Annotated in this window: 13 protein-coding genes; 5 read left to right on the forward strand and 8 right to left on the reverse strand. The window is 53.2% G+C overall.

Annotated elements, in window-relative coordinates; all coding sequences use genetic code 11:
- Nucleotides 1-5: 5 nt before the first annotated feature.
- From FBQ85_15645 to FBQ85_15675, 7 genes are all read right to left on the reverse strand, one after another.
- Nucleotides 6-578, reverse strand: coding sequence for a hypothetical protein (locus tag FBQ85_15645; GenBank protein ID MDL1876582.1), 573 nt, complete (start codon nt 576-578; stop codon nt 6-8).
- A 143-nt stretch (nt 579-721) separates the two neighbouring features.
- Nucleotides 722-1261, reverse strand: coding sequence for an rRNA maturation RNase YbeY (gene ybeY / locus FBQ85_15650; protein ID MDL1876583.1), 540 nt, complete (start codon nt 1259-1261; stop codon nt 722-724).
- Nucleotides 1125-3527, reverse strand: a complete 2403-nt coding sequence (locus tag FBQ85_15655) for an HDIG domain-containing protein (protein MDL1876584.1) — start codon at nt 3525-3527, stop codon at nt 1125-1127. The genes ybeY and FBQ85_15655 overlap by 137 nt, the downstream gene beginning before the upstream one ends.
- Before the next feature lie 18 nt (nt 3528-3545).
- A complete protein-coding gene (locus FBQ85_15660; GenBank protein MDL1876585.1) occupies nt 3546-4502 on the reverse strand; it encodes a PhoH family protein in 957 nt (318 codons plus the stop codon).
- A gap of 121 nt (nt 4503-4623) precedes the next feature.
- Complete coding sequence (locus tag FBQ85_15665) at nt 4624-5460, reverse strand: LysM peptidoglycan-binding domain-containing protein (GenBank protein ID MDL1876586.1); 837 nt, start codon at nt 5458-5460, stop codon at nt 4624-4626.
- 82 nt (nt 5461-5542) lie between these two features.
- Nucleotides 5543-5824 (reverse strand): hypothetical protein, encoded by a 282-nt coding sequence (locus FBQ85_15670; protein MDL1876587.1) that lies wholly within the window; start codon nt 5822-5824, stop codon nt 5543-5545.
- 226 nt (nt 5825-6050) lie between these two features.
- Complete coding sequence (locus tag FBQ85_15675; GenBank protein MDL1876588.1) at nt 6051-6782, reverse strand: esterase; 732 nt, start codon at nt 6780-6782, stop codon at nt 6051-6053.
- Between the two features lie 234 nt (nt 6783-7016).
- Between FBQ85_15675 and FBQ85_15680 the strand changes: the two genes are divergently transcribed.
- Nucleotides 7017-9146, forward strand: coding sequence for a hypothetical protein (locus FBQ85_15680; GenBank protein MDL1876589.1), 2130 nt, complete (start codon nt 7017-7019; stop codon nt 9144-9146).
- A 116-nt stretch (nt 9147-9262) separates the two neighbouring features.
- On the forward strand, nt 9263-10054 hold the full coding sequence (locus FBQ85_15685; GenBank protein ID MDL1876590.1) for a PhzF family phenazine biosynthesis protein: 792 nt from the start codon (nt 9263-9265) through the stop codon (nt 10052-10054).
- 83 nt (nt 10055-10137) lie between these two features.
- Here the strand turns inward: FBQ85_15685 and FBQ85_15690 are convergent, their stop codons facing one another.
- Nucleotides 10138-11100: a PDZ domain-containing protein gene (locus tag FBQ85_15690; GenBank protein MDL1876591.1), complete on the reverse strand. Its 963-nt coding sequence runs from the start codon at nt 11098-11100 to the stop codon at nt 10138-10140.
- 199 nt (nt 11101-11299) lie between these two features.
- Here FBQ85_15690 and FBQ85_15695 point away from each other — a divergent pair, with 199 nt between their 5' ends.
- The 3 genes from FBQ85_15695 (at nt 11300) to FBQ85_15705 (ending at nt 13500) form a co-directional block, all read left to right on the forward strand.
- Nucleotides 11300-11932: a sigma-70 family RNA polymerase sigma factor gene (locus FBQ85_15695; GenBank protein ID MDL1876592.1), complete on the forward strand. Its 633-nt coding sequence runs from the start codon at nt 11300-11302 to the stop codon at nt 11930-11932.
- Nucleotides 11933-11995: 63 nt separating this feature from the next.
- Entirely contained in the window at nt 11996-12586 is a 591-nt protein-coding gene (locus tag FBQ85_15700) for a hypothetical protein (GenBank protein MDL1876593.1), read from the forward strand.
- Complete coding sequence (locus tag FBQ85_15705) at nt 12583-13500, forward strand: hypothetical protein (protein ID MDL1876594.1); 918 nt, start codon at nt 12583-12585, stop codon at nt 13498-13500. The genes FBQ85_15700 and FBQ85_15705 overlap by 4 nt, the downstream gene beginning before the upstream one ends.
- The last annotated feature ends 251 nt before the right edge of the window (nt 13501-13751 follow it).

The raw sequence follows: 13751 nt of genomic DNA on the forward strand, positions 1-13751 counted from the left end.
ATTTTTCACAGACTGGAAGTGATGGGGGTGGCCAGCACGTTGCTGTGCGCGTGATGCAGATGCGGATCATTGCCGGTGCGCAGGCTTTTGTGAATCAAGACATAGCGAAAGCGCGCATCCTTCTTGAGATCTTGCATGCGATCTTTATACGTGCTCAACACCTCGGCAATCTCGTGATCCGCCAAGTCCACCAGGCGTTTGTTGTGTTCCGGCGATTCGATGACGACTTCGTGCGCGCCGATGCCGTCATACATGTCGTAAATGCCGAGGCCGCGATTGTTCAAATCACCGTGAATTTGCAGCACCGGCATTCTTTCCGGCACCACGCGCACACGCCAGCTAGCGTCGTTGCGGCTGCCGTGCGGACGGACGGCAAAAATTTCCGAGGGGGTTTCGTTTTCGTGCCCTTGACAATAGGAACACGTTTCACCTGGAATCGCGCGAATGGCCGGCGTATCCGGCACCAACTCTTCCACCCCCACTCCGTTTTGAATGACAATCGTCCATACGCCGGTAATCGGATCGCGTCGCAATTGATTCATATGCTTCACTCCATCATGCGTTGGCGTTACAAGCATCTCTCCAGCAAAAATTGCTTGAAGGGGATGAGATCGTGGTTGGACAACGTTCACAGCGGTGATTCAAATCGCGGTAAGTCATACAAGCTGGCCACAACTTTAATTTTCAAAGCCGCCAATGGTAGGAAATAATTAATCCTTTGTCAAGTTGAAAGCTTGCCTGGTTTCGGCCGGTGAACGAGTTGAGTGAGTATTTTATTTTCATGGATGCGCATGCGGCGCCGCAGCGCCGGCTCATGATCTTCATAGCCGAGCAAATGCAAAACGCCGTGAATGATCAAACGATCAAGTTCGCGCGATAATGTGGTTTTAAATCGCCGGGCATGCCGCTGCGCCACTGCCGGACAAATACATAACGAGGCCAACCGCCGCTGCCCGGGCATCATACCCAAATCAAATGTGATGATGTCGGTGGGAGAGGAGTCCTGAAGAAACTGCTCATGTAGCGCGCACATGGCCGGCTCATCGATAAAATGAACTTCGACTTCGGCGGCGGGTGCGCGGTGCGCCTGCCACAGCTCCTGCAATAGCCGTGTCAACCGCTTTTTAAGAGCGCCGCGGCTTTTCGCGAGCCGGGAGCGTACCAGTTTCAGTTTCAAACGGCCAGCCGGCGCCGTCGTCGGAATCATGGGACGTGGGGTTGCTGTCGCTTGTTCGGCTCGTTTGCTTTTCAGAGGTTTCATGGCGCTCGCTGTCGGCGGTTTTTTCCGGCCCGCCTGGGTATTGCAAACGGCCGTGGAAAATTCCGGTGAGTGTGCGTTCAAAGCTTTCTTTGATTTGATTGAGATCACGCAATGTCAACGGGCATTCGTCCAGCTCGCCCGAGGTGAAACGTTGCGCGATGATTTGACTGACGATGCTGCGAATGCGGGAGACGGAGGGATCCCGCAGCGAGCGAGTGGTCGCTTCCACGCCGTCCGCCAGCATCACAATGCCCGTCTCCTTGGTCTGCGGTTTCGGCCCGGGATAGCGAAACGAGACTTCGTGAATCTCGGCTTCGTCGTTTGTTTCTTGTGCCTTGCGATAGAAATAGGCAATCAAATTGGTGCCGTGGTGTTGCGGAATGAAATCACGCAACTCTTTTGGCAAACCGTTGCTCTCGGCGATTTCGATACCGCGCTTGACGTGATTGATGATGATAAGCCGGCTCATCGTGGGGGCGAGCTTGTCGTGCGGATTTTTGCCGCCTTTTTGATTCTCCACAAAATATTCCGGTTTGTCGAGCTTGCCGATGTCATGATAATAAGCGCCGACGCGCGCCAGCAAGGAATTTGCGCCGATGGCTTCTGCGGCAGCTTCCGAAAGCGTGCCGACCACAATGCTGTGATGATATGTACCATGCGCGCGCACGGCCAGCTCGCGCAGCAACGGCCGGTTGAGATCGGAAAGCTCGAGCAGCGTCGCGTCCGTCGTGATGTCAAAAAGATATTCAAAAATAATCATCACGCCGTAGGTGAGAATGGGGCAAATGGTGGCATTGAGCAAGCCGTTCAGAATGTTGCTGGAAAAGCGCGCGCCGGGGGTGTGCATCAGAAATGCCAGCGCTGCAGCGGCTGCCACGTAGGCAACCGCAAGATATAAGATGGCGCTAAAAATCCAGGTGCGCGAGCGCACTTTGCGCACGGCCAGAATGCTGGCCATGCCGGTGATGATGCACAGAAAGGTGGCGGTGAATTCGTTGCCGCGCAAACTGCCCAACAAGATCGCGAGCGAGGTGGTGCCGACAAACGCCAGACGCCCGTCAAAAAAAATCGTCAACAGCATCGGCGCCATGGCAAAGGGAATGAGATACTCCGAGACATCCATCCGGTTGATGGCATGCGCCAAAACCACGACCAGCAGCAAAATCAACGCAATTAAAATGACGCGCGCTATATCCTCATAAACTGCCATCCGCCAGTAGCGCAAAAAAACGATCAAAATGCTCAATGAAAGAATCGTCATTAAAAATTTGCCCAGCGTGGGCAACGCGCGCTGCCACGTTCCCTCGGACATTTGCCGTTCTGCCTGCGCCGCGGACAGCGAATTCAGCTTTTGAATATGTTCTTTGGTGATTTTCTCGTGGCTCTCGATGATCTTTTCATTTTCGAGCACTGTGCCGCGCGCCAGCGGCACGCGGGCAACGGCTTCGGCGACGCGGGCGTCTGTTTCAAGCTGATCAAAAAACAGATTTGGCCGCAGAAACGAGGTGGCTATCTGATATCCCAAATTGATGGCCGACTCGCTGAAAGATTCGACTTCGCGCAGCTTTTGCAGCGCGGCATTGTTGACCGCGCCAGTATGATGCAGGTTCTGCAATTCCTCGATGACTTCGTCCGAGCCGCGGCGAATCGCAATTTTTTGCACGTATTCCGGCAAAGCCGAGCGCTCGAGATTGATGATGCCAATGGAATACAAATCGCGCACGATGCGCTCAAGCTCTTGACGATATTCTTTAAAATTGAGCCTGCCGTTGGCGTTGGCACGCAGGGAGAAACCCGAGAGCAGGAAGCGCATACCGTCGTTCGATATGCTGTTCTGGCGCTCGTCGAACGCCTGGCGCAATTTGAGGGCTTTGATGGAATCTGGCGCGAGCGCTTCGAGCAGATTTTCGATTTGGGTCAGGAAATCTTGCAGCGCGGCATATTGCACGACTGCGACGCTGTCGCGGCGCGTGAAAATGGGGTAAACGCTTTGGCGCGCCAGCCGCTTGTCCTGTTCGTATTCCTCTGCAGTTTTGTTGATGGAAAAGGTGAAAGGTGCAATAATCGGCTCGCCGATATAAATGTTGCCTTCACGCAAATCGGCAAATCGAAAAGACGACGCGTGCGGAAAGAGCAGGACGCAGATCATCGTGAACAGCGCCACGACGATGAACTGCCAGCGATGCTTGTACCACCGAATACTCGACCATTTGATTTTGGGAAGGGCGCGTATTCGAAGAAAAGGTTTGGTCGGCGATTTTTTCAAAGATATACTCCGGCTTGCTCAGCGCTGATACTGATCATACGCTTTGATGATGTCGCGCACCAGTTTATGCCTCACCACGTCCTTGTCATCCAGATAAACGAACGCAATGCCTTCGATGCCGTTCAGGATTTCGCGAATTTGCACCAGGCCGGATTCGGTCGAGCTGGGCAAGTCGATCTGTGTAATATCTCCGGTGATAATCGCTTTGGAATTGATGCCGAGGCGGGTCAAAAACATTTTCATTTGCGAGGGCGTGGTGTTTTGCGCCTCATCGAGAATGACAAAGGCATTGTGCAGCGTGCGGCCGCGCATGTAGGCCAGCGGCACGATTTCAATAACATCCGTTTCCAAATAACGCCGCAGCTTTTCCGCCGGGATCATATCGTTCAACGCGTCATACAACGGGCGCAGGTAGGGATCGACTTTTTCACGCAAATCGCCGGGCAAAAACCCCAGGCTTTCACCGGCCTCCACGGCCGGGCGCGCCAGCACGATGCGATCGACTTGGCGATCGCGCAAATGCGCAACAGCGATTGCAACGGCCAGGTAGGTTTTTCCCGTGCCGGCAGGCCCGATAACGAATACGATGTCGTTTTTCTGCGTGGCTTGATAAAATTCATGCTGCCCGGCGGTACGCGGCTTGATGGCGGCGGTCTTGGTGTAAACAATGGCCGGCAGGTTGTTGCCTGCTTGCGGGGCGGGTGTTTGCGAGGCTTCACCGCGCTTCACAAGTTGCACCACGGTTTCAATGTCTGCGTCGCGCAGCTCGCCGTTGCGATTGAGCATCAAAATCAACTCGGTGAAAATGCGTTCGATATTCTTAAGTTCCTTCTCCTCGCCTTTGAGAATGATTTCACTGCCGCGCACGGTGATGCGGGCGTCGAAGTTGCTGGCAATTTCCTTGAGATGGCGGTCACCTTGTCCCAGCAACAACAGCGGATCCGCGCCGCGAATCGAAATCCTTTGTTCGGAAATATTTTGCTCCAAAACGAAATCCTTTGTGTAAATCCACGCGAGCCTGAAAAAGAAAAAGCAGGTCACAAGTTTTGGCTCGCAAAACTCATGACCTGCTTGTTAGCACAACGGAATGAGCAAGTTATCGGGGAATGCGCAAAACCGTATAGGGGTAGAGTTTGCTGGCATCGTCACCGATGATGTCTTTATTCGCTTCATACAACCGGCGCCACATGGAAGGATCGCCCAAACCCTTCGCGATTTTGCCGAGAAAGTCGCCCTTGGCAACCAAATATTCATCCGGGCCGACTTCGCGCTGAATCTTGAAGGTTTGATTGGGATAAATCAAATCGGGATCCTTGATCTGATCACGATTGTAGGAGTAGATTCTCATCCATTGATAGGGATCGCCGTAAATGTCCTGCTTGCCGGAAATGCGCCAGAGATAGTCGCCGCGCTGGACATTGTACTCGCTGTAAATCGCCTTGGGCATGCGTGAGCGCAGTTGCGTCAGCTTGCCTTCGATACGCGCGATGTTGTCTTGCATCTCGGAGAGCACCGAAATCTTGCTCTTCTTCATCTCGTCGAGACGGGCTTGCAGCGCATCGATCTCGGCGCGGCGCTTGAACAACTCTTCCGGCGAGAGGGCCATGAGGCCGTCAACTTCGGCTTCGAGGCTTTTCAGATCATTACGATAGGCGTCGACGCCGGCGCGGTCCGTGCCGATCATCGCATAAATATCATCCCATTCTTTCGTAATCTGCTGATCGAGGCTTGCCAATTCCGCTTTTAACGCGGCAATTTCAGCATCGACTTGCGGAATTGCCGCTTTGGCGTCCGCTTCTCTCTTTTGCCATTCCGCTAGTTGTTGGCGATATTCATCCATCGACATTTTTTCTTGGGCAACGGCGGGGCTGGAGAGCGCCGCGAGCAGAAGGCCGAAAGAGAGGATAAACAAAATCTTTGAGAATGCTTTCATCATTCCCCTCCTCAGGGTTGATTGTGTGATTCGCATCGTTCGTGTTTCCCTAGTCTGTTGGTTGATCTTCATGCGAGCCGGCTCAGTTTTGCATCTGGCTCAGACGGGTGGAAACGGTGTTCTTTTCTTGCTGAGCTTTCGCCAATTCGGCCTTTTTTTGCTCAACTTGCCTTTGCAGATCATCACGCTCTTTACGTTTTTGCGCCAGCAGCTCTTCTGCCGCCAACGCCGCCTTCTTCTGCTCCTCCAGGGCTAGCAGTTCTTTCTCGTTGGGATGCTTTGAACAAGCGACCATGCCAAGCGAGAAGGAAAGTGTAGCGACGAGCATGCCCTTCGTCATGTACGACTTGAGCGATTTTCTCATGAGCCTAACACCTCCGTCTTAGAGTTTGCCACCAGTGAATTACCTCGGTTATCTAAAATCTTGTTGCAGTTCGTGATGCGTTATAAAATTGCCTGCTAAACGATTGTTACAATTGCCGCGAATAATATAAAAAAATGCCCTGATTGTCAAGCGAAAAATCCCTTGCGCCCTCACGTAAGCGGATGTTCACATGCAAAAAGCAGCATAGCGGCCGCTTTGTCACGCATTAAAAGCGCGTGCCAAGATAATGCGGCAGCATCCGTCGCCATGTCGGCCAATCGTGCCTCATGTCGTGTCCCCAAATGTCCAGGTAATGCGGAATCCCCTTGGCGGCCAATAAACTTGCCAGTTCGCGTGAACGATCCGGCGCCTCATATGGGCCTTGACCGCTCAAAATGTAGATATGCTGCTTTTCACGCAGCAACGACAAGTAACGATCGTCATGCAAACCGGGCAAATAATCCATCGGGCTGTTAAAATAACAATTGTCGTCGTAATAGCCATGAGTGTAGTACTTCAAATCATAGATGCCGCTCATCGCGATCATGCCGTCGAGCAAATCCGGCCGTTTGAACAGCAAGTTGGCGGAATGAAATGCTCCGACGCTTGCGCCCGTGGCAATCGTCATCACGCGGCCATGACAATGGCTATGAATAAAGGGAATGACTTCATTGAACACGTAGTCATTGAATTGCTGATGCCGGAGGGCCTTGTAGTGAGGAGGGATGCTGTCATTGAACCAACTTTCATTATTCACTGTGTTGATGGAAAAAACTTTGACTTTGCCGGCATTGACAAAATCTGCGATGGCATCGATCAGATGAAACCGTTCATATTCCAGAAAATCCGCGGCCGCGGTCGGAATCATCAGCAGCGCAAAGCCGTAATGCCCATAAACCGCCAAATCCATGTGCTTGTTTAACGTGGGACTCCACCAACCGTGAATCTCTCGGTTCATTCCTTTCTCCTCAGTGTCATTCGAATAACGCGCGGCAAACCGCCGGGACGCGGCTGCCATCACAAACAAAAATCTGAGCGTCAATATATACTTTTTCCGCCTGAAGTCAAGCGCCGTCTCGCGGGGCATTTTGTCTGCCTGTGAATTTCTGCTTGACAAAGCTTTCTTTGAATTTGTACCATGCACCTGACACGTCACGCAGTTCTTCCCACACGTTAAGAGATCGGTTCACAGATGCTTAAAAAGTATTTCTTTCTCCCGCTCATCGCCTCTCATTTGATTATGTCTTGCGGCAGCCCTCGCCTGGTGCTGCGCGAATGGACCGATCTTCCGCGCGAGCATTACACCATTCCGCCCTATGCGCAACATCTTGCGCCCTTCAAAATCGCGCTCGATCCCGGGCACGGCGGCTTGAGCCATTTGCCCGGCTACAAACGCGGGCCGTCCGGCAAGGAAGAGGCGGTGATGAATCTCAATGTCGCGTTTGCGCTCAAAGAATTCCTCGAAGCCGCGGGCGCAACCGTGGTGCTGACGCGCAGCGACGATCGTTTGGTTTCGTTGCAGGAACGCGCCACAATTGCAGAGCGCGGGGGTTGTGACTTCATGATCTCTTTGCATCACAATGCTGCGGAGAATCCGCAAGTCAATTATGCGTCGGTTTACTATCATCTTTATCCCGACTATTCGCCGGCAAGCATGGATTTGGGTCGGCATATTTATTTTGGGCTGGTGGAAGCATTACGCCTGCCGCAAGTTGCCAACGAGGGCTTGTTGAGCGACAAGATGATTTATCCGGACGGCTTTGGCTTGTTGCGCGCCGCGCGCATGCCCGCAGTTTTGCTGGAATCGTCTTTCTTTTCAAATCCACGAGAAGAGAAACGGCTCACGAATTTACGCTACAATCGCCGCGAAGCTTATGGCATTTTTCTCGGCCTGGCGCGCTGGGCGGCCAGCGGCATTCCGCGCGCGCAGCTTGTGCAACCGAAAGCCATCTCGCGCGACAAAAAGCCTGAAGTCGTTTATCAGCTTTTCGACGGCATTACCGAACGCGGTGGCCGCGGCGTGGGGCAATTGCTGGCTTATGCTCAAAGTGCAAGCCTGAAAATTGACAGCCAACCCGTCCCGGCGCAAATTGATTTGAAGAAAAAGCGCCTCTGGTTTCAACCGGATTCTTCTTTGCGCAACGGCGAGCATCTGCTGCAAGTCGATCTACAAAACCTGTTCAAGAATCATAATCTGCCGCGCGTCGATACGCTGATTATTGCGGCGCCCACTCGATTCATTGCATTTGAAACGCCGGCGTCAAAACTTCCCGCCGACGGCGTTGCGGCCATGCCGATCACGCTGACTTTATGCGATGCTGAAAACGAGCCGGTTTGGGAGGGCACTTCTGTAATCGTGCAAGCAGATAAAGGAAGAATTATTTCCGAACCAAATTCATTGCAAAACGGCCGTGCGACGTTCTATTATCAAGCCGGAACCGAGCCTGGCCCTGTCAATCTTTTTGCTTCAGCCGATAGTCACAGCGACACCCTGCAACTTGAGTTGACGCCGCCGGGAGATTTTTGGGTGTTGAGCGGCATGGCTGTGGACGATTCCACCGGCAAAGCCGTGGCGGGAGCCGAACTCGCGCTCAATGATTCGGTTTGGGCGCAAACGGATGGCGCTGGCGGATTTTTTATCGCACGCCCGCCGGTCGGGCGTCATCGTTTTGAAATGAGGGCGGCGGGTTACGCGCCAGCAACCGAGATGATCACGATCGATTCGATGCAAAGTGTTTTTCGGCGCAGCGTTCTGCACGCTAATCTCAACGGCCTGTTGCATGAACAAACGATTATTTTAGATGCGAGCTTCGGCGGCGCAGAAACCGGAGATCGTTTTGATGAAGGACTCACTGCCGCCGATGCAAATTTTGCGCTGATGTCGCATCTGGCCGATAGCCTGAAATGGGCGGGCGCGCAGGCAATCCTGCTGCGCCAAGCCAGCGACACTGATTTGCCCGTATCGGCGCGCATCGCCGCCGCCAACCAAATTCCGCAGGGTTGGTATTTGAAATGTGATTATCGCAAATGGAATTCCGATTCGTTGCTGGTGCAAACCACGATTTATCCCGGCAATCAAATGGGCGAGAGTATTGCGATCGCGCTCAATCAAGCGTTTGCGAAACGGCCCAACACCCGCACCGTTCTTCGCCGCAACACCGATGTCCCGGAAGTCACGCGCACGAATAAAACCGCGGTTGGCGTAACGCTCTCTTGCCGCCGTCCGGAATTGCTGGAGCGTGATTTGCCGGCCCTGTTTCGAGGAATAGTGGATTTTTACCTGGCGCAAAGCCGGACAAGCGGAATACCGGAAGAGCAGTAACGTCAACACAGGCAATATTCGATGTGAGGCTTTCAACCTTTCATACGCAGAATGATATTCTGAAAGTTGAGCGTTGATTACTTATAAATTTTGTCACAAAACCAAGGACGGCTCTCATGAAACTCACTCTCATTCAGGTTGACGCCTTCACCAGCAAGCCCTTCAGCGGCAATCCCGCGGCGGTTTGCATTTTGCCGGCAGCACGCGAAGAGCGCTGGATGCAGCAAGTTGCGGCAGAAATGAATCTCTCGGAAACGGCTTTTCTCACGCGCCGGGAAGACGGGTTCAATCTGCGCTGGTTCACACCGGTGACGGAAGTTGCGTTGTGCGGGCATGCGACACTTGCAAGTGCGCATGTTTTGTGGGAAACCGGTTTAATTTCCTCTCATGAACAAGCGCGGTTTCACACGTTGAGCGGCTTGCTCACTGCGGAACGCCAAGAAGATTGGATTCAACTCGATTTCCCCACGACACCTGCGGCGCCGGCGGCAGCACCGCCGGGCTTGGCAGAGGCTCTGGGCGCCAAGCCCGTGTTCGCCGGCAAAAACAAGTTTGATTATTTGATTGAACTCGAAAATGAAGAGCAGGTACGCCAACTTAAACCGGATTGCAGGCTTCTCGCCGGTATTCCTGCACGCGGCGTGATTGTCACAAGCCGCAGCCAAAATAGCGAATTCGATTTCATCTCCCGTTTCTTCGCGCCCGCGGCGGGCATCGACGAAGATCCGGTCACCGGCTCGGCGCATTGCTGTTTAGGCCCATTTTGGAGCGAACGCTTGCAAAAAACGGATATGCTGGCCTATCAGGCTTCCCGTCGTGGAGGTGTGATGAAGGTGGGCGTGCGGCATAACCGCGTTCTGCTCGGCGGGCAGGCGATTACCGTTTTGCGCGGAGAATTGCTAGGGTAAAATAAAAAGTGCCAGAAACGTTCCATGTCTCTGGCACTTTGGACCGCGTCAGGAGTGAACCATCGCAGCAACAAGACTGACGCTCAGATGGTGTTTGTACCAACCAACACTTTTTCTTTGAGAGACTTATTGAGAAGATCGTACGCGTGTCCTAATTTGGCGCGATCGGGCGCTTGCGGGATCATCAATTCGGCGTCATCCCAACCCTCGCCGCCGCGATGCCAGCGCAGGCGATCGCGTTCGGGCGTGAAGTGGCGAAATCCTTGCGCCTCTGCCTGCTCCAACTCAGCTTCCAGCGTCGCGGTTTTACCCTGCCGCACGTAAGTGATAGCGACTTTGTCGCCCTCCTCAAAATCACGCAGCGCGTCGATCAAATCATCGGGGTCGCGCACGACTTCATCGCCAACCTTGGTGATGACATCGCCGGCCTTCAAACCCGCTTTTGCCGCCGGGCTGTCTTTGGTGACTTCCAAAACCAATGCGCCGCTTTTAGGCTCGACTTTGAAGTACGGCGCTAAATCATTACCCAATTCATGAACTTGCACACCGAGCCGCGGGCGATTGGAAAACATCATCACGTTGGGAGCTTCGCCGCCCCAACTGAAACTGCGGTGCGGCATCGAAGTGAAACTTCGGCTGCGATATTTGCCAATTGCAACCTCGAACTCTTTGCGTTCGCCTGCGCGCAAGACAACGAGCTTGACTTTCTTGTCCGGCTCGGTTTGGCGCACGGACTTGGTCAAGTCTTCGGATTTTTCAACCTTTTTGCCGTTGAATTCGATGATGACATCTTCTTCACGAAGGCCGGCATCATCGGCCGGGCTGTCGGGAACGACGTTCGTCACCAACAGGCCGGTTTGATTGCCGGTTTTCATCGCTTCACGCAGCGAGGGTGTCATTTCTTGCACACTGACGCCCAACCAGCCCTTGCCGGATTTTTCGCTGGCCTGGCTTTCACGCAACGTGAAGACCAACAGACCACCAATGACGAGCATAAACGCCCCGGCGGCCATGATGAATGTTTTTGTAACAAATCGTTTGATCATGAGCCTCTCCTTCAAACAAAGCTTTTGATGAAGTTCAAGTGTGATCGCATCCGCATGAGGCGGATACTTAAGCGATCGTTTCCCAAATTGGCGGTCGAGGCAATAGACTGCACGCCACCAAAAAAAGTTTTAGCATTCGCAAGATATTTTCTTATATTTCGCTTAAACAAAAAGCCCGGGATCGCGTCTTTTTATCTGCATGAACACGAATACGAATCTCGCTCTCAAACTGAATGTCGCCGGCTCGCCTGCCAGCCGCAACGAGTACAATGAAACTGAGCTTGTGATTCTCTCCCAACAGGGAGATGAAGCCGCGTTTCAACAATTGTATCGCCGCTTTGCGCGCAATCTGTATGCGATGGCCTATCACATGCTCGGCAATCATCAGGATGCGGACGAAGTGTTGCAGGAAACCTTCATTCGCGTCTTCAAGAACATCACACGGCTGCGCAGTCCGGAAGCGTTTACCTCGTGGGTCTATCAGATCACGGTAAACCTTTGCATGGATCACCGCAAGATGCGGGCGCGGGCGCGCTGGCAATCGCTGGAAAACGACGAAGAGGGGGCTTCGCTGTTCGAATTGGCCACCACCAAGTGGGTGCGCAATCCGCATCAAGTGCTCGAAAATAAGGAATTGTTGGGCGAGATTACGGCGGCGATCGATGATTTGCCGGAACAGCAAAAAGCCGTCATCATCATGCATGAAGTCGAGGGGTTGTCGAAAAAAATGATTGCCGACGTGTTGCGATGTTCGTTGGTGACGGTGCGCACAAATTTGCACCACGCGCGCAAAAAGCTGAGAAAGCGGCTACATATGTATTTGAAAGCGTGACGGACGATGGGATGGATGATTCGAATGAAGCCGATCATGGTTGGAATTATGGAGACTGATTAAATGCTTTGCACAGAAGTAAAAGATTATTTGCTCGATTCCCTGGATAACGAACTGCCCCTGACCTTGCAGCAGGAGGTCGAGCAGCATCTGCGCGCCTGTAACGAATGCCGCGCCGAACTGGAAAGTTACCGCACGACTGCTATGTTGCTGCAATTGCGCGCCGTGCCGGAACCGCCGGCGGAATACTGGGAACAAACCTGGGAAAAAATTCGGGCGCGTTCGCAAGCGCGCGTTTTGCCGATGCCCGCTGCCGCCATGCTCCGCTCGCCGGCGTGGTCGCGGATCTTGCGATCGCCCTGGCGCCCCTTGCTGGTTGCCGCCTCTTTGATTGTACTGGCCTTTGTGAGCATATTCGTGTCGGCGCGCTACAACCAATCTCGCCAGCCGGAGGTGTGGAGCGAACGCCAGTTGCCGCCGGTGCGCCAATTTCAAGTGCATCCCGTGAACTATCCGCTCTCGGACGATGAACACATGCCAAACGAGTGGCGGCGGCAACGCGAGTTGATCAATATTTCACGCGGCATCACCGGCTCGATGGATCCGATTTCGAAAAGCGCCTTGATGGTTACACTGGAGGGCAATCAGAGATGATACGCCGGTTCCCGTTCTGGCGTCTCGCGCTCACGCTGTTGGCGTTCATTTTATCGGGCTGTGATAGAAGCTCCATCTCTTCCAGCCCGATTTTTTTTGAATTCAAACAGCAGCCGGGTGATAAATACATCTATAAAATTTTTGACGAGGTCGAGTGGCAGGATTATTATGGCGACAGCCTGAAATACACGGTGCAGCATGTGCAGGAGCAAACCTCGATCATGAAATTTATCCGCATCGACTCCAACGCCATTCGCCATCTCAACATCTCGTTTGCCGTCGTGCGCGATTCCATGTTCAGCGCAACGGAACTGGCGTGGCTCAAAAAGCGTAAATCTCCTGTCGGACTCAGTTTCGAATATCAATTGCGCATGCGCCCGAACGGCGAGATTATTTCGGTGGAAAATCCGAGCGACAAGCGAACCTTCTATTATGCCAGCAGTTACCTGCCGAGCCAGCCGGTGTTTCCCACCAAAGCGATTTCCCCGGGTTATTCCTGGGAACAGCGCTTCAACATTGACGTGCCGCCCGATACCTCGACCACGGTCGTCGCGCGCTACACGTTTCGCGACTTCAAGCGCATTAACGAGTTCGATTGCGCGGTCATTGATTTTCGCGGCGAGTTCGAGTTCTTGAAAACCTATGACGCTTCGAATGATACCACCATCAAAGACGAAGACGTCTCGGAGAATTATTGGTCCCGCAATGTGAGCGAGGGCCAGCTTTATTTTGCCTATCGTGAAGGCTTTGTCGTCAAGAAAGTCAACCTGATTTCCTCCTCCGCCAAAGCGAAGAGACTCAAAGCCGGCGTCATACAAAAACACTCGCGCACCGAAGTGCGAGACCGCGAAACCATTACGCTCACGGAAATCCAGCGTAGCGGCGGCGAAAAAATGACGTATTTGATTGATTGAACGAAATTGCTTCAACGGAATTTGAGGCAATGAAATTCCAGCGTCATCCCCGCGTCCGGCGCCGCTCATTGAATTCATGTTCCTGTTCTCGCACCTAAAGGACGAGGTGATACCCCTCGAGATCTTGAGCTAAACATGAGATTGACGTTCCTCTTTTTACTCTTTCTTTTAAGTCGCCCTCTTACCGCCCTGGCGCAAACCGATCTTGCCGCCGGCTGGTCAGCCTTTTATCGCGGAAACAATGCCGGCGC

It is taken from the genome of Cytophagia bacterium CHB2 (assembly GCA_030263535.1).
Classification (GTDB): Bacteria; Zhuqueibacterota; Zhuqueibacteria; order Zhuqueibacterales; family Zhuqueibacteraceae; genus Coneutiohabitans.